Consider the following 26,976-nt stretch of genomic DNA (forward strand, 5'->3'; position numbering starts at 1 on the left):
GGGCCGAAAAGGATCAGGCCCAAAAAAGGATCAGGTTGGGTCTTGCAGGCGGTCGCGCAACTGGTCGCCGGTCAGATTGATGGCCAGAACCGTAACCAGAATGGCCAGTCCGGGGAAGATCATCAGATGGGGGGCGGTCTGCATGTAGGGCTTGCCATCAAGCAGCATCGCACCCCATTCCGCCTGGGGCGGCTGAACGCCGAAGCCGAGAAAGCTGAGGCCCGAGATAGCGAGGATGGTCTTGGACCAGGAACTCGTCCAGAGCACCAGAATGCTCATGCGCAGATTGGGCAGAATATGCCGCCACAGGATCAACCATTGCGGCAGCCGGTTCAGCCGTGCCTGGACCACAAAGTCCTTGTGGCCGATGGAGAGCGTCAGGGTGCGGGTGAGGCGGGCGAATTTCATCCAGCTCACCGAGACCAGCGCAATCACCATGTTGTTCGTGCTCGGCCCGATGATCCCGGAAATCGCGATTGCCGCGATAAGCTCTGGAAAGGCGAAGAAACTGTCGGTGACGCGCATCAGGAGAGGATCGGCCCACCGGCCCACGTAACCGGCCATCAATCCGACAATCGTTCCGATGACCGCACCGGCGGTCGAAACGATGAGAGCCAGCCCGATGGACCAGCCGGAACCGTAGAGAATGCGCGTGGCGATGTCCCGGCCAAGCTGATCGGTCCCGAACCAATGGGAAAGAGACGGAGGCGCCAGTCTGTCCAAAAAGTCTGCCTCCGTCGGGTCGTAAGGGGTAAGGAGAAGCCCCGCGACCGCGAGGGCGACCAGGCCAGCGAGTGAGAGCAGGAGAAACTGGACGAACCGGTCCTGAGCCATGGCCTGGCGCAGGCGGTTTTTGGTCTGAACGGGGAGAGCGTCGGCGGGTGAGAGCGTCATCGGTCACCGGTAGTGTTGTCGGGAGAGTCCGTGGCGGAGGCGGTGGTTATCGGGCGCTGTGCTCGGAGAGAAGGCGCGGGCAGGGACTTTCGTGGGTCCAGACAGTCCTGGAGCGCCTCGATCAGGCTGTTTATGGCGACGTAGCTGAAGGCGGAGAACATCACTAGGAACAGGACAATCGGGTAATCTCTCGACATGACCGAGCCGACGAGGAGAGACCCGATCCCGCCGCGCGCGAAGATCACTTCGACAATGACCGCCCCTTCCAGGAGATATGCGAGATCCAGTCCTATCATCGTGATCGCGGGAACCATGGCGTGACGAAGGATATGGCGCCAGAAAATTTCCTTTTCACCGACCCCTCGCAGCCGGAGAGCTTCCAGGAACGGCGACGAACTGGCTTCCAGCAGAAAGGAGCGGAACAGCCGGGTCTGAGAGGCGGTGATCCAGACCGCCAGGGTGGCGGCCGGGAGGATGAGGTGCGCCGGCGTTCCTGTTCCGAAGGACGGAAGCCAGTTCAGCCAGGCGGCAAACACCAGGATCAGCATCAGGCCGAGCCAGTAGGACGGTACCGCCGCCCCAATGGAGGCGACAGCGACCGCGATCCGGTCGTAAAGACTGCCGGGCCTCCACAAGCTGACCAGACTGAGGAAAAAGGCGAGTGGCAGACCGATCAGGAGCGCGGAACAGGCCAGGGCAAGGGTTTCGCGCAAATTGGGCAGAAAGATCTCCCAGACCGGCACTCCGGAGACAAGCGATTGTCCGAAGTCGCCTTTGAGGTAGCCCGAGACCCAAAGCTTGAACTGTGTCAGGAAAGGCTCATTGAGTGCATATTTTTCACGGATGGCCTGCACCACTTCCGGGGGCGCGTTGCCTTCACCCATATAGCGGGCATGCGCGATGGCGAGCGCCTTGTCTCCGGGTGAGAGATAATAGAGGCTGAAGGTGAGCACGCTGACGCCAAAAAGGACCACCGCGAGAGCACCCAGCCGTTTGATCAGGATACCGTGTATGCCGGTCAGAGCGCTGGTCCGGTTCCGTCCGTTCACTGGGCAGCTCCACACGTCATGGGTTGAACCGCGGCCTCCTCGGGAAGGCAACCGAGAACGCGGGCCGCCTCGATCAGCTCCGAGCCGTAATCGCTCGCAGGTGACCGGAAGAAGGCGTTAGACGCCTGATAGGCCTCGACGATACCATTGCGTAGCAGCAGGATGTCGTCGGCATAGGCCTGCGCATAGCCGAGATCGTGGGTCACAACGATGTAACTGAGACCATGCGTTTGCTTGATCCGTTCCATGGTCCTTCCGATTTGTTTTTGCACGACCGCATCGAGCGCACTGAGCGGTTCGTCGAACAGGATCAGTTCCGGCTTGGCAATAAGTGCCCGCGCGATACAGACGCGCTGTGCCTGGCCGAGGGAAAGCTGCGCCGGATAGCGCAGAGCCATTTCCGGAAGTAGATCCACATTGCCAAGCGCTGCCAGGAGTGCCTCTTGCTTTGCGTTCCGGTCCAGCTTCGCGTGATGGAGGCTTTCGGTGATCGCCGCGCCCGCTTTCTGCAACGGGTTCAGGGCCGCGATCGGGTTCTGCATGACCCATTTGGTGTCCGGAAGACCGATCGGCCTCGGCCCAGGTTTCTGGCGCGTCGTTGCGCCGGGGCGGTCCAAGCCGTGTTCAACGGAGCCGCGGCAAATCGGCATGAGGCCTTGAAGCGCTTTCAGCAAGGTCGTCTTGCCGGAGCCGCTTTCTCCGACGACGCACAGGGTCCGGCCCTTTTTCAGGGTGAAGGACACGTCATGCAGGAGCACCACGTTGTCGACTTCTACCCCCAGATTGCGAACGGCGAGCACGTCAGTTTCTTCCTTTTTACCCAACATGGCTCTGACCAGCCGATATCACTGGGCCGTCTGTCGACGGGGCAGGCCACTGCCGGTGCGTGACCAGCAATTGTCCGGCTTTGGTTCGCGGCGCGGCCAGCAGGCGTTGCGTCGGTCCGAACTCCGCGACCTGGCCATCTGTCATGACTGCGGTGCGCTGGGCGAATTTGGCGGCAAGAGCCAGGTCGTGGGTGACGATCAGGACGGACACTTGATGCCGGCGGGCATAGGTCATGACTTCGGAGATCGCCCGCGCGGCAACGATCGGGTCCAGCGCGGAGGTCGGTTCGTCCAGGACCAGAAGCTTCGGTTTGGAAATAAGCGCAAAGGCGAGCAACAACCGTTGCTGCATGCCCTGGCTCCACTGATGCGGAAAGCGTTTGCCGAACCCGTCAAGCCGTAGCGCCTTGAGAACACCGGCCCGACCGTCCGCCTCCGGCGTCTCGAACCTGGCGCAGCGAAGAGCCTGTGACCATTGCCAGGACAGGCGCTTGAGCGGGTCGAGGCCGACCTGAGGGTTTTGCGGAACGAAGGCAAAGCCCTCGTGCCGCGATTTCTGGCGCTTTCGGCTGGTGAGATCGAAGGTGCGGCCGTCGAAGGTCAACCTGCCTGAACTGGGCCGGGCCGGGCGGTAAAGCCCCATGAGGCAGCGCAGCAGCGTCGACTTCCCCGTTCCGGATCCGCCGACCACTGCGACACATTCCCCGCGCTCTATATCGAGGTCTACGTCGCGCAATATGGTTTGCCCGCCGATTTCGGCGGACAAACCGTCAAGCGACAGCAACGCGTGGCCGTTACTGCTCAAGGTCCAGATCCACGGTGGCCAGATAGGTTTCCGCCGGATGGATGCGATAGCCTGTGACCTTGCCGTTTCCGACCGAGACCTGGGTCTTGTGAAAGACGGGGATCAGAGGCAGGTCTTCGTTGATGATGGCCTGGATCTCTTCGTAGAAAGGTCTGCGCACCTCGTCGTCGAACTCCGAGCGGCCCTTTTCCAGAAGCGCGTCGAGTTCCGGGTTCTCGTAGCCTGAGATATTGTAGCTTGCGCCGGATTTCACCAGCGTGCTCGGGAAGTAATCCGGATCGCCCTGAGGGGCGGTTCCCCAGGCCTGCAGATTCATCTGGATTTCACCGGACTTCACCGCGTCATTGTTCGCGGCGTACTCGCCCATCGAGATTTCCACGCCGATGCCGATCCGCTTGAGCAGTTCCTGGGTGATTTCCATGGTTGGGCGCAGGGCCGCGCGGCCTTCGTAGGTTCTAATCCTGACCGTCAGATCCTTGCCGTCGATTTCACGAATGCCGTTACCGTCGGTATCCGTAATGCCGGCCTCGTCAAGCAGCGTTTTCGCCTTTTCCGGATCGAAGGGCAGGGACAGGTCCGTGTTGTACCAGGAGGCCATATTGGCCGGGAAAATGCCGTTCGCCGGGGTGCCCCCGACGCCAGCCAGGGTGGCGTCGACGATAAGCTGCCGGTCGAGGCCCAAAGACAGGGCTTGCCTCAGGGCCTTGTTGGCCAGCGGGCCATCCTTTGTGCGAAGCTGATAGAAGAACAGACGCGCGGTCTCATTAGAAAAGAGCTGACCTTCTCCCTTTTCTTTCAGCGCTGCGAAATCCTGTTCGGGATAGTTGGTGACAAGGTCGACGTCATTGGCCTGCAGCGCCAGGGCGGCGACGGAGGCGTCTGGAATGACATTAAAGACGACACGGTCGAGTTTCGGCTCGCCACCCCAATAGTCCTGGAACCCACGGGTTTCGTATTTCTTTTCCGTTTCGGCGGACACGAAAGCAAACGGCCCCGTGCCAATGATGGGCAGGTCGTCGGTGCCTTCCTTGAGAACCGCCGCGGAGGGCTCGGTCAAGGCCCAGAGGAAAGCGGAATTCGGCTTGCTGGTCTTGAAAATGAGCGTATGGGCATCTTCAACCGTCACGCTTTCCAGGGCGAGCAGTTTCAAAAGCCTGGGATTGTGGGCCGGATGACCTTCCTCGCCGAGCTTTTCGAACGACGCCTTGACGCTTTCTGCGGTCATCGGCGTGCCGTCGTGAAACTTTACACCGTCGCGCAGGATGAGCTTCCATTCTGTCGGCGACATATTCTCGTATGCCTGCGCCAACCGTGGAATGAGTTCCATGTCGTAGCTTAGACCGATCAGCGTCTCGGAAACGCCGGCCCGGTTGCTGAGCCATCCGTTTTGGCGTGCTCGGGGGTCCGGCACAGGACTGTTGGGCCCGAATGGCATGGCGATATGCATCGTCTTTTCACCGGCCAAAGCCGAGGTGAAACCGGCGGTCAGAAAGAATGGTGCTGCGGCGCCGATACCTGTAAGCGCTACGGCCAGGGTCATTGAAATAGGTTTGCTCAACTGGAAACTCCGTCTCGGAATGAGGTTGTCAGGGTCATAAGTTCACACCGGAACAATGTGTAACGTAATAACATATCATTTGATTGTGTAAATGCCGCTCAGCGCGGCAAGATCCGGTTGTGAGCCGTCAGGGATGGGGAACTGCAGATATGGCGCGAACGGACCGGTCCGGGGCAGGGACCCCGGCTAGATCAGCGCCGGTTTTCCGTCTGTCCGAGAACGATACAGCGGCGTCCTTGGCATAACGACAGGTAGCAACCCGCTGCTCCGGGGTACTGACGTGCGAGAGAGGAAAACTTCGCGCAGGAAGTCTGTTGTCGGTATCATCATCTTAGGCTCCTTCCGGGACACCCCGCCCGGGTTGCGTTGCGTAGGACGATGGCAGGTCTCCTGACTTGCGGGTCTCAGCGTGACCGGCCTTCCCAAGCACAGGCTCAGTGGCATACCGGCTTCGCTCTCCGCCTACAGTTGCGGGGGCAGTCACGGAATGAGTATCTCGAACGATACCGCACCGTGTTCCCTATTATCCCGACCACGCTTGATACGTATCGGGAACCATCGACGTCTTTTCTATGCAGTCATTCGCGACGGGATGCAACCGTTATTGCCGGAAGATGTTTGCCGCTTACGGTCGATTGGTCGATCCCGGATGGTATCCAGGCTTCGCAAGGGGAAAGCTATGTGAATGTACAGTGTCGTTTGATCCGCAAGCATTGAACGCATTTTTGGGGGTGCATTTGGCAGCCATTGAAAATTACATTTTCACCGGGAACGACAAATAGCCCGCGATAGTCACAGAAGTGTTGTGTAATAACATTACTTCGGAGGAGCCGCTGTGTCGCCCTCTCTCTGCTGGCAGGTCCGAACATGGCGATGGATGATTTTCCCGGAAGCCAAAAGGAGCCACCATGACCGAGAATCACCACAAGGATCTCTCCGAACTGTCGTTCGACGAGCTGGACGAGCACAATTTTCCCCGCGCTGAAGACAACGAATTCGACCGTGTCGTCGAGCGGGCTATCTCGCGCCGCGGCTTTTTGAGCGGTGCCCTCGTCTTCGGTTCCGGCGCCGCGGCCATGGGCACGGGCCTGCTGAAGGCCTCGACCGCGCTGGCGCAGCAGATCTCGCGTTTCGCCTTTACGCCGATCGCCGCCCAGACCGACGGCACCGTCCATGTTCCTGAAGGTTATGAGTGGAAGCTGCTCGCCCGCTGGGGCGATCCGTATTTCACCGGTGTCGAGGCGTTCGATGCCGAGACCGGTGTCACGCTGGAAGCCTCCGACAAGGTTTTCGGTGAAAACACCGACGGAATGGAAAGCTTCGTCTACGACGGGCGCCAGCTTCTGGCCATCAACCACGAATACGTCAATCCGAAGGTCAACCTGCCGCAGACCGGTGGCGAGACCCAAAGCGCCGAAGACGCCCTGAAACTCCAGAACCTTCAGGGCGTGTCGGTCATCGAGGTGGCCGAAAACGAAGACGGCTGGTCCATTGTTCTCGACAGCCCGTTCAACCGCCGCATCCATCACAACACGCCGATGGCGATTTCCGGTCCAGCCGCCGGTCATGACCTGTTGAAGACCGAAGCCGATCCGAGCGGCACCAGGTCGCTCGGCACCATGAACAACTGCGGCGCCGGCAAGACACCGTGGGGCACCTATCTGACCTGCGAGGAAAACTTCAACACCTATTTCGGTACGACCGAAACATCGGTCGACCAGAAGCCGATCGAGCGTCCTTTCGGTTACGACCGCTATGGTATCTCCAACGAAAGCCGTTACGGTTACGAGAAATTCGACCCCCGTTTCGATTTCTCCAAGAACCCGAACGAGCCGCACCGTTTCGGCTGGGTCGTCGAGATCGACCCGACCGATCCCGAAAGCACGCCGGTCAAACGGACGGCTCTCGGCCGGTTCAAGCATGAGAACGCCGAAGTGGTCCTCGCCCGCGACGGCCGGGTGGTCGTTTATCTCGGGGACGACGAGCGCGGCGAATATCTCTACAAGTTCGTCTCCAACAGCATCTACGTTCCCGGTGGCCCGACCGACGGTCTGCTCGACGACGGCACGCTCTATGTGGCGAAATTCAATGACGATCAGACCGGCGAATGGCTGGCTCTGACGCCGGAAACCACCGAGATGTCGCCCGCCGAAATCCTCATCTACACGCGTTTGGCCGCCTCCAAGGTCGGCGCGACGACGATGGACCGCCCGGAATGGGTCGCGACCAACCCGCATGCGGTTGAAGCTTACTGCTGCCTGACCAACAACAAGAACCGCGGCATCAAGACCAATGCCGGCGGCGATGAAACCCCGGTCGGCGGTCCGAACCCGCGCGAAGCCAACAAATACGGCCAGATCGTCCGCTGGTTCCCGCGCGACCACGATCACGCCTCCGCCACCTTCGACTGGGATCTCTACGTGATGGCTGGCAACCCGACCGTTCACAAGGATGCCTATGCCGGTTCGGAAAATGTCAACGAGGGCAACCTGTTCAATTCACCCGACGGCATGGCCTTCGATTCCAGTGGTATCGTCTGGATCCAGACGGACGGTGACGACAGCAACGAGGGCGACTTTGCCGGCATGGGCAACAACCAGATGCTTGCCGGCGATCCCGTCACGGGTGAAATCGCACGCTTCATGACAGGTCCGAACGGCTGCGAAGTCACCGGCCTGTGCTGGTCGGCCGACAACCGCACCATGTTTGTCGGCATCCAGCATCCGGGCAGCAACTGGCCGGACGGCGGTCCGCTGGCGCGCTCCTCCGTGATCGCGATCAAGCACCAGGACAACGGCCTGATCGGCTAAGGATCAAGCCCGAGATATGCTCCCGGGCGTTTGCCCGGGAGCGTGACTTGCCGGTTTTGCCGGTGGTCGTTTCCGCTTCCGTTACTTGACCGCACAGATGGCATAGCGATGCTGCGTCGCCCGCTCCAGCCCCTTGAAGAAAGGCAGGTGGCGCCGTTGAGCCCGGTTTATGGATTTCAGGTCGCTGTCGATCGCGATGTCGGTAAACCCGGCTGCCTGGAGCAGGGATGCGACCGAGTCGGCGCGCGCGCCGTTCGAAAAATATACCCTCTGAAGAATGCTCCGGTGCACCGCCGCCATGTCTGCCGCCATGGGGTCTTTGGCGCTTGGTGCTTTTGACCGGTCTGAGCCGCGGTATCCGGCAAACAACGACAGGATTTTCGAAATCGGTCCCATGTTGACGAAATCGCCGTCGACAATGAGCAGACGGCCGCCGGGTTTCAGAATTCTGTGCCATTCGGAGAATGCAGTGGCGGGATCCACAAGCGTCCAGACCAGATGCCGGCAGGTGACTGCATCGTAGTGATCCGAAGGTTCGAGCGTGCGTTCGGCGTCGCCGAGGAGGAAGCGGATGGCCCGTGCCCTCGCTTTTGCCTTTGCGCGCGCCTTCGCCAGCATCGGTTCGGCCCAGTCCATGCCGGTCACGTCGAAACCGAGGTCGTCCAGAAGGTGTGAAATCACGCCGGTGCCTGATGCCAGATCGAGAACCTTGCGTTGGTTTCCGCACTCCAGGTGTTTTTCAAAAAGGCGAAGCCAGGCCAGGCGTTCCTCTTCTGAAAAAATTTCGTGACCGGGCTGACTGTCGAAGGTTTCCGCGCGCCGTCCCCAATACTCCCTGATTTCGTCCCGCAATTCGAAATTCGGCAATGATTGTTCATGCGTCATGGGGGCAGGCATTCCTCGGTTTGGAACCGTTCCAAAAGATAAAACTTGACTGAAAATATCAAGAAAAATAGTAAAAACAAGAATTCAAAACTCAACTTTAAATCACTGTCACACTCGGGGGAAATGAGAACATGATCCGGAAATTGGCAACAGCGGCACTTTTAACGGGCGCCCTTATTTCCTCTGCGGCGTTTGCAGGCGAAAAAGTGACCGTCACCGATATCACCGGCCGTGACGTCGAAGTCGAGGTTCCCGTCGAAAAGGTGATTCTCGGGGAAGGGCGCCAGATCTATTTTACGGCTGCGCTTGACGGCGACGATCCTTTCCAGCGTGTTGTCGGCTGGCGGGACGATTTCGAGAAGGCCGATAACGACGGCTATCACCAGTATCTGGAAAAATACCCGGGAATGGCCGATCTTCCGACCTTCGGCGGCATGAAGAACGGCACGTTCGACATCGAACAGGCGGTTGCCCTGAAACCGGACGTCATCATCCTCAATCTGGATGCCAAGACGGCGACCGAGGACGGCGGCTACATAGAAAAGCTGAACAAGGTCGGGATTCCCGTTGTTTATGTCGACTTTCGCGAAAAGCCGATGGAAAACACCGAACCGTCCATGCGGCTCATCGGCAAGCTTTACGGCAAGGAAGACAAGGCCGAGGAGTTCATCGGGTTCCGGGCGCGTGAAATCGCCAAGGTCACGGACCGCCTGAAAGCCGAGACGGATCTCGCCCGTCCCGTTGTGTTCATCGAGCGCGCGGGTGGCTACTCCGACGACTGCTGCATGTCGTTCGGCAACGAGAATTTCGGCAAGATGGTCGAAATGGCCGGTGGCATCAACATGGCAAGCGACATCATTCCGGGAACTTTCGGGACCGTGAACCCGGAACAGATCATCGCTTCCGACCCGGCTCATGTCCTGGTGACCGGTGCGAATTGGGAACTCTACGTTCCCGGTGGCAACTGGGTGGGCGTCGGCAGTGGCGCCGATCCGGAAGTCTCGTCGGAGAAACTGGCCAACCTGATGAAACGGCCGGGCTTCACCGGCATCAAGGCGGTGTCCGACAGCAACGTCCATGCAATCTGGCACCAGTTCTACAACAGTCCCTACCAGTTCGTGGCCGTCCAGCAGATCGCCAAATGGCTGCATCCGGACCTGTTCCAGGACCTGGATCCGGACGCAACGTTCAAGGAACTGCACGACCGCTTCCTGCCCGTCGAATATCGTCCAGGGTATTTCGTGTCGTTGAAAACGGAAGGCTGATGTGACGCTTTCCAACGTGATCCCGCAAGGGACGGGGCGCGGTCTTTACCGCGCTCTTGCCTTTCGGCGCCTGTTGTTGCTCTGTGGTCTTCTGCTGCTGCTTTTGGCGACGTTTTCCTTCGATCTGGCTCTCGGTCCGGCGCGATACCCCGTGTCGAACGTCGTCTCCGCGCTTCTGTTTCCCTCCAGCGCGGATCTTCAGACACGGGTCGTGATCTGGGATATCCGCCTTCCGATCGCTCTGATGGCGATCTCGGTGGGGGGCTGCCTGTCCCTAGCGGGCGCTCAGATGCAGACCATCCTGGCCAATCCCCTGGCGAGCCCGTTTACCCTGGGCATCTCTGCGGCAGCGAGTTTCGGCGCGGCTCTCGGGCTGGTTGCCGGTGTCGCCATCTTTCCGGCCGCCGTCCAGTACATGGTGCCGTTCAACGCATTCATCATGGCCATGGCGGCGTCGCTGTTCATTTATGGATTGTCGTCCGTTCGCGGCGTGACCGTTCAGACAATCGTTCTCTTGGGGATCGCGCTGGTGTTTACCTTCAACGCGCTGCTTTCCCTGCTTGAGTACCTTGCGTCGGAACAGGCGCTGGCCGCCGTGGTGTTCTGGACGATGGGGTCCCTGACAAAGGCGACTTGGAGCAAGGTCTGGATCACCTTCGCGGTTCTTATCGTCTGCATTCCGTTTTTTGCCCGCCATTCCTGGGCCTTGACCGCATTGCGACTGGGGGATGTGAAGGCCGCCAGTTTTGGCGTCAATATTCGCTCCCTCCGGCTGAAAACGCTCTTGGGAGTAAGCCTTCTGGCGGCAATCCCGGTCTCCTTTGTCGGGACGATCGGTTTTGTCGGTCTGGTCGGCCCGCACATCGCCCGCATGCTGGTTGGCGAGGATCAGCGGTTCTTTCTGCCCGCCGCCGTCCTTTGCGGCGCCCTTATGCTCTCGGCAACCTCGGTGATCTGCAAGATCATTCTGCCGGGCGCGATTCTACCCATTGGCGTCATTACCGCGCTCGTCGGCGTGCCATTCTTCTTCGCTCTCATTTTCGCGGACAGGAAACAGGTATGGTAACGCTCCAGCTCAAGGGGCTCGGCGCGCGCTACGGATCCGGTTTGGCCGTCGAGGACGTTTCGACGCCGGTTTTCAAAGGCGGTGAGCTGACAGCCGTGATCGGTCCGAACGCGGCCGGCAAGTCAACGCTCTTCAAACGTGTCGCGGGTCTTCTGAAGGGGCCGGGAGAGGTCGTTCTGGAAGGGGCGCGCAACGAGCCGCGCGACGCTCTGCGCTACATGCCGCAGGACACCCATGCCAATGCCGTTCTGACGGTTTACGAGTCGGTGCTTCTCGCGGTGAAACAGGGGCATGGCTGGCGCGTCAGCGACCGGGAACTGGCCGAAATCGATCAGATCCTGGAAGCGCTTCAGATCGCGGATCTGGCCTTTCGCAATCTGGGAGAACTCTCCGGCGGCCAGCGGCAGCTGGTCTCCATAGCGCAGGCCATCGTCAGGAAGCCTGAAGTCCTGCTGATGGACGAACCGACTTCCGCGCTCGACCTGTATCGGCAGGTCGAGGTGTTGGCGTTCATGCAGGAGCTTGCCCGCAGGCGGGGAACGCTGGTCCTGATCGCGCTGCACGATCTCAACCATGCCCTGCGCTTTTGTCACAACACGGTTGTGATCAGTTCGGGACGTCTCGTGTCGGCGGGGCCTTCAAGGCAGGTCATCACGCCGGAAATGCTGCGGGAGATCTACCGGGTGGATGCGCGGATCGAACAATGCTCGCGCGGAGAGAGCCATATCATCATCGACCGCTCGGCCGCCTGAGGACTGAGGTTACCGGGTCAGGGCCAGATCAGCTCCCGGGTCTCCTCGGCATCCGCGCCGCTGATGACCTGAGTGCCCTTGATCTTGGCCTTTCCGTTGGCGACAAGCGCCAGGGCTTTCGGATATATCTTGTGCTCCACCTGAAGCACGCGCGCAGCAAGGGTATCCGGCGTATCCTGGTCGCGCACCGGCACGGCGCCCTGGACGATGATCGGGCCGTCGTCCATTTCCGCAGAAACGTAATGCACCGTCGCGCCATGTAGCTTGACGCCTTCCGCCAAAGCCCGTTCATGGGTGGCAAGGCCCTTGAAGGCCGGCAGGAGGGCCGGGTGGATGTTGATCATGCGCCCCGCCCACTCATTCACCAGGAATGGCGTCAGGATGCGCATGAAACCGGCAAGGGCGACCAGTTCGATCCGGTGCTCGTTCAGAACGGCGTCGATGGCCTGTTCAAAGGCCTTGCGGTCGCCGGCAAAGCCCGTGTGGTCCACGACGGCGGTCGGAATGCCGAACTCGGCTGCCCGCTCAAGGCCTTTGGCATCCGGACGGTTGGACAGGACGAGCGAGATCTGCGCCGGATAGTCCGGAGCCATCGCGGCCGAGATCAATGCGCTCATGTTTGAGCCGCGCCCCGAAATCAGGATGGCGGTGCGCTTGCGGCTCATGCTGACAGGCCCAGCGTGCCGTCAAAGAGGACCGGGGCATCGCCCGCGGCTTCGATCCGCCCGATCCTGTGGACGGTTTCTCCGGCTTCGCCAAGAACACGGGCGACAGCCTCCGCTTCATCGGCGGCTGCGACGATCACCATGCCGACACCGCAGTTGAACGTGCGCAGCATTTCGCTTTCCGCGACGCCGCCTGTCCTGGCGAGCCAGGGGAAGACCGGCGGTGCCGCGATGCGGGACAGGTCTATCCGGGCGGAAGTGTTTTCAGGCAGAACGCGCGGCAGGTTTTCCGGAAGCCCGCCACCGGTGATATGAGCAAGAGCCTTGATGCCGGACGTTTCCTTCAACGCGGCGAGCAGAGGCTTCACATAAATTCTCGTCGGCTCCATCAGAGCTTCGCCGAGAGACTTGCCTTCCGCGAACGGAGCCGGATCGGACCAGGTGAGCCCTGCCAACTCGATGATCTTGCGCACCATGGAATAGCCGTTGGAATGAACGCCGGAGGAGGAGAGCCCCAGAAGCACGTCGCCTTCGGTCACATCCTTGCGCGGCAGGATTTCGCCGCGCTCCACGGCACCGACGGAAAAACCGGCAAGATCGTAGTCGCCGGCCGCGTACATGCCCGGCATCTCCGCCGTTTCTCCGCCGATCAGCGCCGCGCCGGCTTGCTTGCAGCCGTCGGCGATGCCGGCCACGACGTCGGTCGCCATGTCGACTTCCAGCGCGCCGGTTGCGAAATAGTCCAGGAAAAACAGCGGTTCGGCGCCTTGCACGACGAGGTCGTTGACGCACATCGCGACGAGGTCGATGCCGACGGTGCGGTGCTGGCCGGTTTCGATGGCGATTTTCAGCTTGGTGCCGACACCGTCATTGGCGGCGACAAGGACCGGATCGGAAAAGCCCGCACCCTTGAGGTCGAACAGTCCGCCGAACCCGCCGATGTCGCTGTCGGCGCCCGGGCGCGAGGTTGCCTTGACCAGGGGCTTGATACGATTGACCAGCTCGTTCCCGGCATCGATGTCGACGCCGGCTTGCGCGTAGGTCAGACCGTTGGATCCTGAGGTTCGGCTCATGAGGCGCTCCGCAACTGTCGTGCTTTAGAATATGCCAACGCGGCTTACAGTCTGGCGCTGCGGAAGACAAGAGGAGAGGCGGCCCGTCGCCTCCATTGACGCAACGAATTCGAATGTTTGGGCTGGCCCGGCGGGTACTCCCCCTGTAATGGTGAAACGGCTTTCAGGGCAATTCGGAAGTGTCCCAAAAGAGAGATTATTTCATGACCCTTCGCCGTCAGGTCCAGTTCTGGTTGATTTCCCTGGCCATATTCTGTGCTTTTCTCTACGTCTTTTCGGGCGTGCTGCTGCCATTTGTTGCGGGCATGGCGGTTGCTTATCTGCTGGATCCGGTGTGCGACCGGCTCGAATCTCTTGGCATGGGCCGGCTTTGGGCGACGCTCACGATCCTTCTCGGGTTCCTGTTCGTTCTGGTCCTGATTTTCGTTCTCCTGCTGCCGGTGCTTGGAAACCAGCTCCTTCTGTTCCTGGAAAAGCTGCCGGACCTCGTACGTCAGTTGCAGGGCCTCCTGTCTGACAACTTGCCGGCCAGCCTGGCGAAATTCGCCGGTGTGTCACCGGAAGACCTTCAGGCGTCCATGGCCGATCTGATCGGGCAGGGCGCGTCATTCGTCGGCAAACTGGCCCAGTCGATCTGGAGCGGCGGACAGGCGCTTCTGTCGATCGTATCGCTGTTCGTCATCACGCCTGTCGTAGCGTTCTACCTGTTGCTCGACTGGGACCACATGGTCGAGCGTATCGACAGTTGGCTGCCCAGGGACCATCTGGCCGAGATCCGCGCGCTTGCGAGCGAAATGGACGAGGCCGTGGCCGGGTTTGTCCGTGGCCAGGTTTCGGTGTGCCTGATCCTAGGAACCTTTTATGCGGTTTCGCTCGCCGTCGTCGGCCTCAACTTCGGGCTTCTGATCGGAATGGCGGCGGGGCTCGTCAGCTTTATCCCCTTTGTCGGCGCCGGTCTCGGGCTGGTTCTCTCCGTCGGAGTGGCGCTTGTGCAGTTCTGGCCGGACTGGCCCTGGATCGCGGCAGTCGCGGCGATCTTTGCGGTCGGGCAGTTTCTGGAAGGCAATATCCTGCAGCCGAAGCTCGTCGGCGACAGCACCGGTCTGCATCCTGTGACGCTGATGTTCGCGCTGTTTGCCTTTGGATATCTCTTTGGATTTGTGGGTATGCTGGTCGCGGTTCCGGCGGCCGCCATGATCGGCGTTCTTGCGCGTTTCGCTCTGAGGCAGTACCTAGCAAGTCCGGTTTACAAGGGGACCCGCGGTCCCGTGTCCGCGAGCGAAGAAACACTGTCAGAGTAGCGAATTCATGGCCGAACCTCCGCGCCAACTGCCGTTCGACCTTCCCCACGAGGCTTCGTTGACCCGTGAGGACTATCTGGTCGGCGGGTCCAACAAGGCGGCGTTCGAGCTTTTGGAACGCTGGCCGGACTGGCCGTCGCCCGTTGTCGTCCTTGCGGGGCCGGTCGGCTCTGGCAAGACCCATCTGGTCCGCGCCTTTCAGGACGAAACCGGCGCGGCAGTGGTTTCCGCGCCGGACCTCACGGAAACCGCCGTCGAACCGCTCGTCGCAGCCCCTGCGGTCGCGGTGGAAGACGCCCATCTCGGTGTCAGCGATACGGCCTTGTTCCATCTGCTCAATGCGTCCCGGCAGGCGGGAAAAACGGTTCTCGTCACCAGCCGGACCTGGCCTGCCGCCTGGAAGATCGCGTTGCCCGATCTGATCTCCCGCCTGCGTGCCGCGACGCCGGTCGAGATCCTGGAGCCGGACGACGATCTATTGCGCCGGGTCTTGGTGAAGCTTTTCGCCGATCGTCAGATTGCGGTCGATCAGGGCGTCGTGGATTATCTCGTGGTACGTATGGAGCGGTCGCTGGAGGTTGCCATGCGGGCAGTCGAGGCCATCGACCGGGAAGCGCTGGCAGGCAGTGGGAAGATCACCAAACCGCTTGCCGGACGGGTTCTGGAAAATGTGCATAAAAGCCGGTAATCGGGGACTATGCCGTAGAACTGTCATTTGCCCGCTCAGAACTTCATGCTAGTCACGGCGGCGTTTGGCGGGATGGAGCCGGTCGGTCCATCGGAAAAGGAAAGGTGCCATGAACGAAACATCGGATCTTTCAGACATTCTGCCTTCGTCTCCAACGGTCCCGGACGTCCAGGTGTCCGGAGACGGGAATGCTGCGGAAAGCGCGCTGACCGATAGTCCGGCGCGCTTCATGAACCGGGAGCTCTCCTGGCTGCAGTTCAATTTGCGGGTTCTGGAAGAAGCCTTGAACCAGAACCATCCGCTGCTCGAACGTGTCCGGTTCCTGTCGATTTCCGCCAACAATCTCGACGAGTTCTTCATGGTTCGCGTCGCAGGCCTCAGAGGCCAGCAGCGGGCGGAAGTCACCAACTTGTCCGACGACGGTCTGACGCCGACCGAGCAACTGCAGAAGATCAGCGACGCGGTCCGTAAACTCCAGGCTTCGCAGCAGAAGATCTGGGGGGAACTGCACCGCGAAATCGCCGAAAAGGGAATTGAGATCCTGAACGGCGACATGTTGAGCGAAGCCGAATGGGCCTGGCTTCAGGACCATTTTCTGGCCTATGTGTTCCCCGTTCTCACACCGCTCGCCATCGACCCAGCGCATCCGTTCCCGTTTATTCCGAACCTCGGTTTTTCAATCGTCTTTGAACTTGCGCCCGTCTCCGGCGGAAGCGGAATGATCGCCCTTCTCAGGATTCCGAATCAGGTGGAGCGCTTCGTGAAGCTGCCGGACAGCGATGCCGGCGGGGCCAGGTTCATAGCGATCGAGAAGGTTGTCAGCCTGTTTATCGGACGACTGTTTCCTGGTTACGAAATCCGCGGCAAGGGTGCCTTCCGCGTGATCCGGGACAGCGATCTGGAGATCGAAGAGGAAGCCGAGGATCTGGTCCGGCTGTTCGAAAGCGCGCTCCGGCGCCGGCGGCGGGGGTCGGTCATCCGGCTCGAAATTCAGGAAACCACCCCACCGGCACTGCGGGAGTTCGTCGCGGATGCGCTGGATGTGGGCGAAAGCGAAATTTTTCTGGCGAACGGTCTGCTGGCGTTGAACAACCTGTCGCAGATCGTCGATCTGGAACGGCCGGACCTGAAGTTCGAACCCTACAGCGCCAGATTTCCCGAGCGCATCCGTGAGCATGGCGGCGACTGCCTGGCGGCGATCCATCAGAAGGATATCGTCGTTCACCACCCTTACGAGTCCTTTGACGTGGTCGTGCAATACCTGCGTCAGGCGGCTCGGGATCCGGACGTGGTCGCCATCAAGCAGACGCTTTACCGCACCTCCAACAACTCGCCGATCGTCAAGGCGCTGGCTGAAGCCGCGGAAGCGGGAAAGTCGGTAACCGCGCTTGTCGAACTCAAGGCCCGTTTCGACGAGGAGGCGAACATCAAATGGGCGCGCGATCTTGAACGCGCCGGCGTCCAGGTCGTCTTCGGCTTCATCGAACTGAAGACCCATTCCAAGCTGTCCATGGTGATCAAGCGCGAACACGGCCAGCTCAAGACCTACTGTCATATCGGCACGGGCAACTACCACCCGATCACGGCGCGGATCTACGAGGACCTTTCCTTTTTCACCGACGATCCCGGTATCGCGGAGGACGCAGCTCGCGTGTTCAATTACATCACCGGATACGCGGAGCCGGCCGAACTCAACCATCTTCTGGTCTCGCCGGTGAACTTGCGCAAACGCATGCTGGAGCTGACCGAGGCGGAGGTCGAACATGCCCGGGAAGGCCGGCCGGCGCAAATCTGGATGAAGATGAATTCCCTGGTCGATCCGGCCATCATCGACTCTCTTTACCGCGCCAGCCAGGCAGGCGTTCAGATCGATCTCGTGATCCGGGGAATCTGCTGCCTGAGGCCCGGAATACCGGGCCTTTCGGAGAATATCCGGGTGAAGTCCATCGTCGGACGGTTCCTGGAGCATTCCAGGATCTACTGTTTCGGCAACGGCCACGGCCTGCCGTCGCCACAGGCCCACGTCTACATCGGTTCCGCCGATCTGATGCCGCGCAACATCGACCGGCGCGTTGAGGTTCTGACACCGCTGCTGACGTCGACCGTTCACGAGCAGGTTCTCGACCAGATCATGGTCGCCAACCTGAAGGACAATGAGCAGAGCTGGCGGATTCTCCCCGACGGAAGCCATGAGCGGATTGCTCCGGGGGCGAATGAGGAGCCATTCAATGCCCATCGGTATTTCATGACCAATCCTTCTCTCTCGGGAAGGGGCAAGTCTCTTAAAAGCGATCGTCCGCGGCCGTTCCTGGAACGGCAGAGGCGGGGTTGATCATGGCAAGGCAGTTTCAACCGTCCCGTGGCCGGCTCAACGGCGCCGGACCGGTCGCGGTCGTGGATATCGGATCCAACTCGGTCCGGCTCGTGATCTACGAACGAAAAGCCCGTACACCGACGATGCTTTTCAACGAGAAACTGTTGGCCGGGCTTGGACGCGGCGTTGCGGCGACGGGCCGCTTGGCGGACGACTCCGTTGAGATGGCGTTGGGCGAACTTGCACGGTTCAAGGCGCTTATCAGACATACCGGCTGCAAGGATATCTACATCGTGGCCACCGCCGCGGCCCGCGACGCCGAGAACGGACCGGAATTCGTCCGTCATGTGGAGGCCTTTCTCGAGGCGCCTGTGCGTATTCTGGATGGCAGCGAGGAAGCCTATTATTCCGCGCTTGGCGTGATCGCCGGTTTCTGGCAGCCGCGCGGCATTGTCGGCGACATGGGCGGCGGCAGCCTGGAGCTTGTCGAGATTGCCGGAACCGAACCCGGTCAGGGGGCGACCTTTCCGCTGGGCGGCCTGCGCCTGTCCGAGGAGGCGGACGGCAAGATCTCGAAGGCCCAGAAGATCGCCGAAGCGACGTTGAAGTCCTTTGACTGGCCGGATCTGCCTCCGGGCGAGCGGACGTTTTACGCGGTCGGCGGAACGTGGCGCTCCCTCGGACGTCTTCATCTGTTCCAGAACGACTATCCGCTGCACGTCATGCATAACTACGAGATCCCCGCAGGCGAGGCGATCGAGTTCTGCAGAAAGATCATGGTTCCGAACCTGGAGGGTATCGACAAGGCGGAAGTCGTTTCAAAACAGCGGCGTGCGCTTGTGCCGATCGGGGCGGTCGTCATGGAGAAGGTTCTGACCGCCATGAAGGCGGAGCGGCTGATTTTCTCCGCCACGGGCGTGCGTGAAGGCCTTCTGCATGAAAAACTGACTCCTGAGATGCAGGCGCACGATCCGGTGATCGAAGCAGCCCGCGAGCTTTGCATCCTGCGCGCGCGGTCCCCCGACCATGCAGAGGAGCTGATTGCCTGGACGGACGAGCTTTTCTCAGTCCTGTCGATCGAAGAGACCGCAAACGAGCGGCGTCTGCGGCACGCGGCCTGCCTGCTGTCCGACATCGGCTGGCGGGCGCACCCGGATTATCGGGGAGAGCAGAGCCTCAACATTATTTCCAACGCATCCTTTGTCGGTCTCGATCATGCCGGCCGGGCGTATCTGGCCGCGGCGGTCTTCTACCGCCATGACGGGCTGAGGGAAGGGAGCCTTTCGCCGGTCATCCGTCATCTGTTCACCGAACGCCTGCGCAACCGGGCGAAGGTTCTGGGTGCAACTTTGCGCGTGGCATCGCTGTTGAGCGCTTCAATGGCGGGGCTGTTGCCAAAAGTCGGAATCCGAGCGACCGAAACTGGTCTGGAACTCGAGTTGGGCAAAGTCCTCGCGGATCTTGACGGCGAACGTCTGCGCAAACGCGTGGCTCAGCTCAGCAAAGTGATTGAAAAGGACATAGACGTTCTGGCCAAGTAGAACCCGAGGTTCTGCCGTGGACGAAGCCACCACCCTGTTCTTGGCTCGGTCGAAGAGGATGCGTTTTCCAGGAAAAGGGGCTTATTCCGCAGCCTGGGTCTTTTCCTCGGACGGCAGCGTTTGCGGAAGCGTCACGATCTGCTTGTTTCGAAACGCCAGGGCGACCTCGCCACGCTTCAGTTTCAGGGCCGTCTCCCCGAAGAGCTCCCGCCGCCAGCCTTTCATAGCCGCGACATCGGCGCCGTCGTCGGCGGCGATCTTCTCAAGATCGTCAACCGTGGCAATGACCTTGGCCGCAACTCCGTGGGCTTCGCTGACCAGTTTCAAGAGCACCTTGAGCAGATCGACGGCCGCCGCCGACCCGTCCGGCGCCTGTCGGCCCTTCGGAAGTCTCGGCAGCTTTTCCTTGGGAAGTTCGAGCGCCCGCTTGACGGCCTTCAGAATCTCGTCGGCTGTTTTGGAACGTTCAAAGCCGCGGGGAAATGTGCGCAGCCGTGCAAGTGACTCCGTGTCCTTGGGTTGCTGTGCAGCGAGCTCATAAATGGCGTCGTCCTTGATCACCCGGCTGCGTGGCACGTTGCGGGACTGTGCCTCCGTTTCGCGCCAGGCGGCGACCTCCATCATGACGGCAAGCTCGATCGGCTTTCGAACCCGGAGTTTCAACCGTTTCCAGGCCTGCTCCGGATCGGTTCTGTAGGTACCCACCGATGTGAGAACTTCCATCTCGTCGCGCACCCAGTGGCTGCGGTTCTGTTCTGCGAGATTGGCCTTCAGGAACTGATAAGCGTCGCGCAGGTGGGTCACGTCGGCGAGCGCGTATTCGAGCTGCTTGTTCGTCAGCGGGCGGCGGGCCCAGTCGGTGAAGCGGGAGGATTTGTCGATTCGCGCGCCGGTCACCTTGTAGACGAGCTGATCGTAGGAAATCGAATCGCCGAACCCGCAAACCATGGCGGCGACCTGGGTGTCGAACAGGGGGGCGGGGATCAGTCCGCCCAGATGGTAGATGATTTCAATGTCCTGACGGGCCGCATGAAAGACCTTTGTCACATTGCCGTCGCGCATCAGTTCGAAAAAGGGTTCCAGGTCAAGCCCTTCCGACAGGGCGTCGACAATGAAAGCCATGTCCGGACCGGCCATCTGGATGACGCAGAGCTTGGGCCAGAAGGTGGTCTCACGGAGAAACTCCGTGTCCACTGTCACATACTCGTTGGCGGCAAGACGTTGGCAGGCAGCGGCGAGATCTTTTGTTTTTGTAATCACATGCATGGTGATCGTCAGCTATACCCGAGTTCTGCCGCTTTGTCGCCACGAAATGGAAAATTTTACCCGCCACGCCACTTGAAAAGGTGCAAAATGTGCACCTATGTTGGGGCGAGAACGAACAGCGGGACGGATCGTCAGGGGGAGTGTAAATGCGCAAGATACTGGTGGTGAACTCGAAGGGCGGGTGCGGCAAGACCACTGTCGCCACGAACCTTGCCGTTGCCCTTGCCTCGCGCGGAGACGATGTTGCACTTGCTGATGCGGACAGGCAGAAATCGAGCCTGTCCTGGGTGAAGAGGCGTCCCAAAGGCCTGGCACCGATCGAGGCGCTCAACTGGACCAAGGAAGACTCCATCGGTGACAAGGACAAGAAGCTGGATGCCATCGTCATTGACGGTCCTGGAGGGTTGCGGTCGGAACTGGCTAGGAACCTGATCGCCGAGGCAACAGACATCGTGGTGCCCGTGCTGGCCTCCGCGTTCGACTGGGACGCGACGCTCAAGTTCCTCGATGGCATCTCCGACATCAAGCGCGTGCGCAAGGGCAAGGCGGATATCTATGTGGTCGCCAACAGGATCAACCGCCGCTCGACACAGGTGGCGGACCTGGAGCACACCTTTTCCGACAAAGGCTACCCGTTGTTGTGCCGGATCTCGGACCGTGTCCTCTATGCAAGACACGCGGCGGCGGGGTCAGGGGTCTTTGACTACTCCGATGCGCGCTCGCACGAAATTCGCGGCCAGTGGCATCCGCTGCTGCAGGCCGTGGACTGAGCCTCATGGAGCGCATGGGCGCGCGGTAGCGTCCGGCGCACAGTGAGGCTGGGCGAACAATCAGATCCTTCCGCCGCTTCCTTCAAGAAGGGGAACAACGGAGATCGCTTGAGCCTCTCCCTTGACTTTCGCCCCGCGACATGGCTTGTGCAGCCCGGTGCGGCCCGCCTTCGGTGGGCCGTCATGGTTTTTTTCAAAGACAAGTCGTCGAGGAATGAGAATGCACCCCTACCGTAGTCACACATGCGGTGATCTCCGTCTGTCCGATGAGGGGCAGACCATCCGTCTTTCCGGCTGGGTCCACAGGGTCCGCGATCATGGCGGGGTGCTGTTCATCGATCTGCGCGATCACTACGGCGTCACCCAGTGCGTGGTCGATCCGGATTCCGGTGCCTTCGCACTGGCGGAAACGGTGCGCTCCGAATGGTGCATCCGCATCGACGGCAACGTGAAGAAACGCACCGACGAAACCGTCAATCCGGATCTGCCCACCGGCGAGATCGAGGTTTTCATCCGCGAGATGGAAGTGCTCGGTTCGGCGAAGGAACTGCCGCTCCCGGTCTTCGGCGACCTGGATTACCCGGAAGAAGTGCGCCTGAAATACCGCTTCCTCGACCTGCGTCGCGAAAAGCTGCACGACAACATGATCCTGCGCTCCAACGTGGTGCGCGATCTGCGTGACCGTATGTGGGACATTGGCTTCAACGAATTCCAGACCCCGATCATCACGGCGTCGTCGCCGGAAGGCGCGCGCGACTTCCTGGTGCCGTCGCGTCTTCATCCCGGCAGGTTCTACGCGCTGCCGCAGGCGCCGCAGCAGTTCAAGCAGCTTCTGATGGTGTCCGGCTTCGACAAGTATTTCCAGATCGCGCCCTGCTTCCGCGACGAGGACCCGCGCGCCGACCGCTCGCCGACCGATTTCTATCAGCTCGACATGGAAATGTCTTTCGTCACCCAGCAGGACGTGTTCGACACGATCGAACCCGTGATCGCGGGCTGTTTCGAACGCTTCGGCAAGGGCCGCCCGGTCAACCGCGACTGGCCGCAGATTTCCTACAAGGATTCCGCGCTTTGGTATGGCACCGACAAGCCGGACCTGCGCAACCCGATCAAGATGCAGATCGTTTCCGAGCACTTCGCCGGTTCCGGCTTCGCCATCTTCGCGAAGCTGCTGGAACAGCCGGGTACGGAAATCCGCGCCATTCCCGCTCCCAAGGGCGGCAGCCGCAAGTTCTGCGACCGGATGAACAAGTTCGCGCAGGACGAAGGCCTGCCGGGCATGGGCTATATCTTCTGGCGCAAGGCCGAGGACGGGTCCACGGAAGCTGCCGGCCCGCTTGCCAAGAACATCGGCCCGGAGCGGACCGAGGCGATCCGCGCCCAGCTCGGCCTGGATGTCGGTGATGCCGCCTTCTTCCTTGGCGGCAAGCCGAAACAGTTCGCACCGGTGGCCGCGAAAGCCCGCGTGATCATCGGCGAGGAACTCGGCCACACCGACAAGGACCGGTTCGAGTTCGCCTGGATCGTCGACTTCCCGATCTACGAGAAGGACGAGGAAACCGGCGAGATCGATTTCGAGCACAACCCGTTCTCCATGCCTCAGGGTGGCATGGAAGCCCTGGAAGGCGACCCGCTGGAGGTTCTCGGCTATCAGTACGACCTGACCTGCAACGGCCACGAACTGGTCTCCGGCGCGATCCGGAACCACAAGCCGGAAATCATGTACAAGGCTTTCGAGATCGCAGGCTATCCGAATGAGGAAGTCGACAAGCGTTTCGGCGGCATGGTCACGGCGTTCCAGTACGGCGCGCCTCCGCACGGCGGTTGCGCGGCCGGCATCGACCGCATGGTGATGCTGCTTGCCGACGAGGCGAATATCCGCGAAGTCATGCTCTTCCCCATGAACCAGAAGGCGGAAGACCTCATGATGGGCGCGCCGAACGAGGCAACCGCAGCCCAGCTGCGCGAGCTGCATTTGCGATTGAACCTGCCGGAGGCGTAAGCTCCGACCTTGCGAAAGGCATGGATTTGGGAGTACCCCTCCTGAGAAAGGTCCGTCTGTTTGGCGGACCTTGGGGCGCAAGATCCTCCGGAAAGGCGTAACTGCGTGCGAAATCCGTTCAAATCCAAGACGTGGACCGATCCCAACGGAACGGTGCAACTGGTCAAGAGGCTGTTCGGCGAGAACTTCAAAACCTACTTTCCGAAATACGCATTGGCCTTCGTCTTCATGGGCCTGATCGCGGCGACGACGGCGGCCAGTGCATGGATCATGCGCGACGTCATCAACGAGGTCTTCGTCAACAAGGACGAAGCCATGGTCTATGTGATCGCGGCGGCGGTTCTGGTGATTTTCAGCGTCAAGGGTGTTGCGACCTTCGGACAGATGGTGGTTCTGTCGCGGGTCGGCAACCTGATCGTCTCCGACCTCAAGAGGCGGATGTTCTCACATCTGCTGCAGCAGGATCAGGCTTATTTCGACAAGCATTCGCTGGCGGAAATCGGGGTTCAGGTCAACCAGGGCGTGAATTCCACACGTTCGGTTCTGGATCTCGTCATCGTCACCCTCGGCCGGGATGTGCTGACGCTGATCGGCTTGACCTTCGTCATGATCGCGCAAAACCCGCTTCTCAGTCTGTTTGCCCTGATCACCATGCCGCCCGCGGTTGCCGGGGTTACCTTCCTGGTGCGCCGGGTGAAGCGATATGTGAAGCGTCAGGTGGTGTCGAACGCAAAGGTCAATGCGACGCTGCAGGAATCGGTCCTGGGAATACGCATCGTCAAGGCGTTCGGCATGGAAGACACCATGCACGCGCGTATGGAAACGGATGTTCTGGACGTTCAAAAACAGGCCAACAAGATCGCCTCGCTGACGGCGCGCACATCGCCTCTGATGGATACGCTGGGCGGTTTCGCGATTGCTCTGGTCATCTTTTACGGCGGCTATTCCGTGATCGAGCTCGGAAAGGATCCGGGCGCCCTGTTTTCGTTCATCACCGCTTTGCTTCTGGCCTACGATCCGGCAAGGCGTCTGGCGCGCCTGAACGTCAATCTGGGCAAACAGATTGTCGGTTTGCGCATCATGTACGAGCTGGTCGACCGGGAACCGGACCTGAAGGACGCGGAAGGGGCAACCGATCTTGTCGTGAAGGAAGGCAGGGTGGAGTTCGAGGACGTCGCGTTCTCCTATGGCAAGCGTCCGGCCCTTCACGGTACGAGCTTCACGGCGGAACCCAGGAAGATGACTGCGCTGGTCGGGGCATCGGGGGCTGGAAAGTCGACGGTCTTCGCCCTGCTGGAACGGTTTTACGATCCTCAGTCTGGCCGTATCGCGATCGACGGCCAGGAGATAGGCTCTGTAACGCAGTCGTCCCTGCGCGGGGTCATGGCCTTTGTCGGGCAGGAGGCATTTCTGTTCAACATGAGCGTGCGGGACAACATCGCGGTCGGCCGGCCCGATGCCACGCAAGCCGAGATTGAAGCCGCGGCCGCAGCGGCCAATGCCCATGACTTCATTTTGGACCTGCCGGAAGGATATGGAACGAAAGTCGGTCAGGGTGGCAGCAGCCTGTCCGGTGGCCAGAGGCAGCGTGTCGCCATTGCCCGCGCGATCCTGCGCGATGCGCCGATCCTGCTGCTGGACGAAGCGACATCCGCTCTGGACGCGGAGTCGGAAGCCAAGATCCAGGAGGCTCTGGACAATCTCATGGAGGGCCGTACCACACTGGTTATCGCCCACAGGCTCAGCACGGTCCGCCATGCCCACCAGATCCATGTCATGGATCAGGGCAGGGTTGTGGAAAGCGGCACCCATGATGAATTGTTCGATCACGATGGCATCTACCGCAAACTCTGCGAGTTGCAGTTTCAAAGCCGCAAGAACGCCGCAGCCTGATCGATCAAAACATACTAAAAAACCGGATTTTTGTCCGGGCTTCAGATTGCTGACAAACCTCAGGTAGTCATTCCGGCCCGCGCGCGGCGAAGCGGTGTCGCGTGAGCCGGAACCCTGCTGACAAGCGCGAGCGGCAGCGAGCACCTTCTCTCATATCTGTCTGATGCAATTTGAGGGATGAGGGCCTTTGGCGCAGAAGATTTCCGGGTTCCGGATCTGCGCGCAGGTCCGCTGCACTTGTCCTGAATGACCGTCTGAGGGTTTGTCAGCAGCCTGAAAGCCCGGATCTTTGTCCGGGCTTTTTTCTTTGGAGTATGGCCGGTCGTGCCTACTGATTGGCCGTGATTCCAACCGACAGGATTTGCGGGATCATCTGGGGAGCCAGCATGGCCGTACCCACGATTTGCGCAATGGGTACCGGAACGCCGGGGGTGGCGGTCACTTCCAGCGAGCCCGGAGTGGTCAGGTATTCCGTCACGGCCGTCGAAACCTTTGCTTCCAGCTCCTTGTTTTGCAGCATGCCCAGCATCATGGGGAGGCTGCCGGTCAGCCGGGAAACATAGTCAGAGGTTTCCACCCCTGCGTTCTGCGCCTCCTTGTCGAGAATGCGACCGGTCAGAGAGGCATCGTCGAGGCGGATTTTCGCGGTTTCGATGGTGACGTTTTGCAGGAGTGCCATCGCCTCTTCGGGATTGTTCGTTTTCTTGTTGAGCTTGGCGATCACATCGCGCGTCACGCCGCCGAGGGAAAGCGACACGGAGAGGCTTGCGGCATCTTCGGCGTCGACTTTGAGTTCGGGAACGTTGAACTTTGCGGTTTCCGGATCCCAATTCAACGCGCCGGACACATTCAGCGTCAGGGTGTCGTAGCCAAGCTGCGACAGGCTTTTGCCTTCCTTGCTGTCGAGCTGTTTGACCTCGAGGGCCGCACCGGTTATCGCGAATTTCCCGGAGGTCGGCAGGCCTCCGTCAAGGGCGTCGATGGACGAGGCGATTTTCTCGATGTCGGCGACTTTGCCGTTTTCCTTGCGGATCTGAACCTTGTTGACTTCAAGCGTCTTGTAAGCCGGACCGACAGGCCCGGTTTTGGCGGCAACTTCCTCAGGAGTTGGCAGCAACAGACCGGTGACTTTCAGGTTCGCAAGTGAGAGCCCGCCATCGTCCGCGGCCAGTGTCAGCTTTTGAAGCTCCAGGCTGGAGAGCTGGAGGCGGCCGCTGTCCAGGACCTCGCCGTCACTCAGGACGGATGAGCCGATCGTGACCTTGCTGTCCTTCTTGTCCTCGTTGGTGAGCACGAGATCGGTGATCGTAACGTCGTCTCCCGAAGTGTCGACGGACCCGTAGCTTTCCACGGTACCTTTGTCGGCTTCCAGGAGTGTCAGAAAAGCATCCGCAACGTCATTTCCCGACGGATCGAAGGCAAGGGCAGGGGCGGCTTGAAACGCAAGCAGGCTGACGGCTGTCGACAGTCTGACCGCCAGATTTGGCGTGCGGGCAAATGGCATTTGAAGTCTCCTCATGAAAAGGCTGGCTTAATCTGGGGTATGTTCGTT

Annotated in this window: 21 protein-coding genes and 1 riboswitch; of the genes, 11 read left to right on the forward strand and 10 right to left on the reverse strand. The window is 60.5% G+C overall.

Going from position 1 to position 26,976, the window contains the following annotated elements; genetic code table 11:
* Nucleotides 1-30: 30 nt before the first annotated feature.
* The 5 genes from nikC to JF539_RS06870 are packed head-to-tail and all read right to left on the reverse strand — an operon-like array spanning nt 31 to nt 5,115.
* Nucleotides 31-894 (reverse strand): nickel transporter permease, encoded by an 864-nt coding sequence (nikC, locus tag JF539_RS06850; RefSeq protein WP_209017025.1) that lies wholly within the window; start codon nt 892-894, stop codon nt 31-33.
* Nucleotides 891-1,943 (reverse strand): ABC transporter permease, encoded by a 1,053-nt coding sequence (locus tag JF539_RS06855; RefSeq protein WP_209017026.1) that lies wholly within the window; start codon nt 1,941-1,943, stop codon nt 891-893. The genes nikC and JF539_RS06855 overlap by 4 nt, the downstream gene beginning before the upstream one ends.
* Nucleotides 1,940-2,770 (reverse strand): ABC transporter ATP-binding protein, encoded by an 831-nt coding sequence (locus JF539_RS06860; RefSeq protein WP_207139572.1) that lies wholly within the window; start codon nt 2,768-2,770, stop codon nt 1,940-1,942. The genes JF539_RS06855 and JF539_RS06860 overlap by 4 nt, the downstream gene beginning before the upstream one ends.
* Entirely contained in the window at nt 2,760-3,575 is an 816-nt protein-coding gene (locus tag JF539_RS06865) for a dipeptide/oligopeptide/nickel ABC transporter ATP-binding protein (protein ID WP_209017027.1), read from the reverse strand. Before JF539_RS06865 ends, JF539_RS06860 begins: the two co-directional genes overlap by 11 nt.
* Complete coding sequence (locus JF539_RS06870) at nt 3,565-5,115, reverse strand: ABC transporter substrate-binding protein (RefSeq protein WP_207139573.1); 1,551 nt, start codon at nt 5,113-5,115, stop codon at nt 3,565-3,567. The genes JF539_RS06865 and JF539_RS06870 overlap by 11 nt, the downstream gene beginning before the upstream one ends.
* A gap of 380 nt (nt 5,116-5,495) precedes the next feature.
* Nucleotides 5,496-5,708: riboswitch (cobalamin riboswitch) on the reverse strand.
* A gap of 333 nt (nt 5,709-6,041) precedes the next feature.
* On the opposite strand from JF539_RS06870, the gene JF539_RS06875 reads away from it, so the two are divergent.
* Nucleotides 6,042-7,943: a PhoX family protein gene (locus JF539_RS06875; protein ID WP_207139574.1), complete on the forward strand. Its 1,902-nt coding sequence runs from the start codon at nt 6,042-6,044 to the stop codon at nt 7,941-7,943.
* Nucleotides 7,944-8,024: 81 nt separating this feature from the next.
* On the opposite strand, the gene JF539_RS06880 is transcribed toward JF539_RS06875, so the two are convergent.
* Complete coding sequence (locus JF539_RS06880; protein WP_207139575.1) at nt 8,025-8,828, reverse strand: class I SAM-dependent methyltransferase; 804 nt, start codon at nt 8,826-8,828, stop codon at nt 8,025-8,027.
* A gap of 131 nt (nt 8,829-8,959) precedes the next feature.
* Here JF539_RS06880 and JF539_RS06885 point away from each other — a divergent pair, with 131 nt between their 5' ends.
* From JF539_RS06885 to JF539_RS06895, 3 genes are read left to right on the forward strand one after another with little or no spacing between them, the layout of a single operon-like run.
* A complete protein-coding gene (locus JF539_RS06885; protein WP_207139576.1) occupies nt 8,960-10,093 on the forward strand; it encodes an ABC transporter substrate-binding protein in 1,134 nt (377 codons plus the stop codon).
* Between the two features lies 1 nt (nt 10,094).
* Nucleotides 10,095-11,159, forward strand: a complete 1,065-nt coding sequence (locus JF539_RS06890) for a FecCD family ABC transporter permease (RefSeq protein WP_207139577.1) — start codon at nt 10,095-10,097, stop codon at nt 11,157-11,159.
* Complete coding sequence (locus JF539_RS06895) at nt 11,153-11,911, forward strand: ABC transporter ATP-binding protein (RefSeq protein ID WP_207139578.1); 759 nt, start codon at nt 11,153-11,155, stop codon at nt 11,909-11,911. The genes JF539_RS06890 and JF539_RS06895 overlap by 7 nt, the downstream gene beginning before the upstream one ends.
* A 17-nt stretch (nt 11,912-11,928) precedes the next feature.
* Here the strand turns inward: JF539_RS06895 and purN are convergent, their stop codons facing one another.
* Together purN and purM are read right to left on the reverse strand one after the other, a co-directional pair.
* Nucleotides 11,929-12,576 (reverse strand): phosphoribosylglycinamide formyltransferase, encoded by a 648-nt coding sequence (gene purN, locus JF539_RS06900; RefSeq protein ID WP_207139579.1) that lies wholly within the window; start codon nt 12,574-12,576, stop codon nt 11,929-11,931.
* Complete coding sequence (purM, locus tag JF539_RS06905; RefSeq protein WP_207139580.1) at nt 12,573-13,649, reverse strand: phosphoribosylformylglycinamidine cyclo-ligase; 1,077 nt, start codon at nt 13,647-13,649, stop codon at nt 12,573-12,575. Before purM ends, purN begins: the two co-directional genes overlap by 4 nt.
* A 203-nt stretch (nt 13,650-13,852) precedes the next feature.
* Between purM and JF539_RS06910 the strand changes: the two genes are divergently transcribed.
* The 4 genes from JF539_RS06910 to JF539_RS06925 all read left to right on the forward strand — a co-directional run bounded on the left by JF539_RS06910 (nt 13,853) and on the right by JF539_RS06925 (nt 19,493).
* Entirely contained in the window at nt 13,853-14,950 is a 1,098-nt protein-coding gene (locus JF539_RS06910) for an AI-2E family transporter (protein WP_207139581.1), read from the forward strand.
* Between the two features lie 7 nt (nt 14,951-14,957).
* Nucleotides 14,958-15,638, forward strand: coding sequence for a DnaA/Hda family protein (locus tag JF539_RS06915; protein ID WP_207139582.1), 681 nt, complete (start codon nt 14,958-14,960; stop codon nt 15,636-15,638).
* Nucleotides 15,639-15,747: 109 nt separating this feature from the next.
* The gene (locus JF539_RS06920) at nt 15,748-17,970 is read left to right on the forward strand and encodes an RNA degradosome polyphosphate kinase (protein WP_207139583.1); all 2,223 of its coding nucleotides are present in this window, start codon (nt 15,748-15,750) and stop codon (nt 17,968-17,970) included.
* Nucleotides 17,971-17,972: 2 nt separating this feature from the next.
* A complete protein-coding gene (locus tag JF539_RS06925) occupies nt 17,973-19,493 on the forward strand; it encodes a Ppx/GppA phosphatase family protein (RefSeq protein ID WP_207139584.1) in 1,521 nt (506 codons plus the stop codon).
* Nucleotides 19,494-19,574: 81 nt separating this feature from the next.
* Here the strand turns inward: JF539_RS06925 and rnd are convergent, their stop codons facing one another.
* The gene (gene rnd / locus JF539_RS06930) at nt 19,575-20,759 is read right to left on the reverse strand and encodes a ribonuclease D (RefSeq protein WP_207139585.1); all 1,185 of its coding nucleotides are present in this window, start codon (nt 20,757-20,759) and stop codon (nt 19,575-19,577) included.
* Nucleotides 20,760-20,905: 146 nt separating this feature from the next.
* Here rnd and JF539_RS06935 point away from each other — a divergent pair, with 146 nt between their 5' ends.
* The 3 genes from JF539_RS06935 to JF539_RS06945 all read left to right on the forward strand — a co-directional run bounded on the left by JF539_RS06935 (nt 20,906) and on the right by JF539_RS06945 (nt 25,424).
* Nucleotides 20,906-21,529: a ParA family protein gene (locus JF539_RS06935; RefSeq protein WP_207139586.1), complete on the forward strand. Its 624-nt coding sequence runs from the start codon at nt 20,906-20,908 to the stop codon at nt 21,527-21,529.
* Nucleotides 21,530-21,749: 220 nt separating this feature from the next.
* The gene (aspS, locus tag JF539_RS06940; protein WP_207139587.1) at nt 21,750-23,531 is read left to right on the forward strand and encodes an aspartate--tRNA ligase; all 1,782 of its coding nucleotides are present in this window, start codon (nt 21,750-21,752) and stop codon (nt 23,529-23,531) included.
* A gap of 105 nt (nt 23,532-23,636) precedes the next feature.
* Nucleotides 23,637-25,424, forward strand: coding sequence for an ABC transporter ATP-binding protein (locus JF539_RS06945; RefSeq protein ID WP_207139588.1), 1,788 nt, complete (start codon nt 23,637-23,639; stop codon nt 25,422-25,424).
* Nucleotides 25,425-25,752: 328 nt separating this feature from the next.
* Here the strand turns inward: JF539_RS06945 and JF539_RS06950 are convergent, their stop codons facing one another.
* A complete protein-coding gene (locus JF539_RS06950; protein ID WP_207139589.1) occupies nt 25,753-26,928 on the reverse strand; it encodes a hypothetical protein in 1,176 nt (391 codons plus the stop codon).
* Between the last annotated feature and the right edge of the window lie 48 nt (nt 26,929-26,976).

The organism is Roseibium aggregatum (assembly GCF_017309185.1).
Classification (GTDB): Bacteria; Pseudomonadota; Alphaproteobacteria; order Rhizobiales; family Stappiaceae; genus Roseibium; species Roseibium aggregatum_B.

What these genes read in the sequence shown, in the direction of transcription:
- nikC (WP_209017025.1), bottom strand. Translation starts at nt 894, where the DNA reads ATGACGCTCTCACCCGCCGACGCTCTCCCCGTTCAGACCAAAAACCGC.
- JF539_RS06860 (WP_207139572.1), bottom strand. Translation starts at nt 2,770, where the DNA reads ATGTTGGGTAAAAAGGAAGAAACTGACGTGCTCGCCGTTCGCAATCTG.
- JF539_RS06870 (WP_207139573.1), bottom strand. Translation starts at nt 5,115, where the DNA reads ATGACCCTGGCCGTAGCGCTTACAGGTATCGGCGCCGCAGCACCATTC.
- JF539_RS06875 (WP_207139574.1), top strand. Translation starts at nt 6,042, where the DNA reads ATGACCGAGAATCACCACAAGGATCTCTCCGAACTGTCGTTCGACGAG.
- JF539_RS06880 (WP_207139575.1), bottom strand. Translation starts at nt 8,828, where the DNA reads ATGACGCATGAACAATCATTGCCGAATTTCGAATTGCGGGACGAAATC.
- JF539_RS06885 (WP_207139576.1), top strand. Translation starts at nt 8,960, where the DNA reads ATGATCCGGAAATTGGCAACAGCGGCACTTTTAACGGGCGCCCTTATT.
- JF539_RS06895 (WP_207139578.1), top strand. Translation starts at nt 11,153, where the DNA reads ATGGTAACGCTCCAGCTCAAGGGGCTCGGCGCGCGCTACGGATCCGGT.
- purN (WP_207139579.1), bottom strand. Translation starts at nt 12,576, where the DNA reads ATGAGCCGCAAGCGCACCGCCATCCTGATTTCGGGGCGCGGCTCAAAC.
- purM (WP_207139580.1), bottom strand. Translation starts at nt 13,649, where the DNA reads ATGAGCCGAACCTCAGGATCCAACGGTCTGACCTACGCGCAAGCCGGC.
- JF539_RS06910 (WP_207139581.1), top strand. Translation starts at nt 13,853, where the DNA reads ATGACCCTTCGCCGTCAGGTCCAGTTCTGGTTGATTTCCCTGGCCATA.
- JF539_RS06915 (WP_207139582.1), top strand. Translation starts at nt 14,958, where the DNA reads ATGGCCGAACCTCCGCGCCAACTGCCGTTCGACCTTCCCCACGAGGCT.
- JF539_RS06920 (WP_207139583.1), top strand. Translation starts at nt 15,748, where the DNA reads ATGAACGAAACATCGGATCTTTCAGACATTCTGCCTTCGTCTCCAACG.
- JF539_RS06925 (WP_207139584.1), top strand. Translation starts at nt 17,973, where the DNA reads ATGGCAAGGCAGTTTCAACCGTCCCGTGGCCGGCTCAACGGCGCCGGA.
- rnd (WP_207139585.1), bottom strand. Translation starts at nt 20,759, where the DNA reads ATGCATGTGATTACAAAAACAAAAGATCTCGCCGCTGCCTGCCAACGT.
- JF539_RS06935 (WP_207139586.1), top strand. Translation starts at nt 20,906, where the DNA reads ATGCGCAAGATACTGGTGGTGAACTCGAAGGGCGGGTGCGGCAAGACC.
- aspS (WP_207139587.1), top strand. Translation starts at nt 21,750, where the DNA reads ATGCACCCCTACCGTAGTCACACATGCGGTGATCTCCGTCTGTCCGAT.
- JF539_RS06950 (WP_207139589.1), bottom strand. Translation starts at nt 26,928, where the DNA reads ATGCCATTTGCCCGCACGCCAAATCTGGCGGTCAGACTGTCGACAGCC.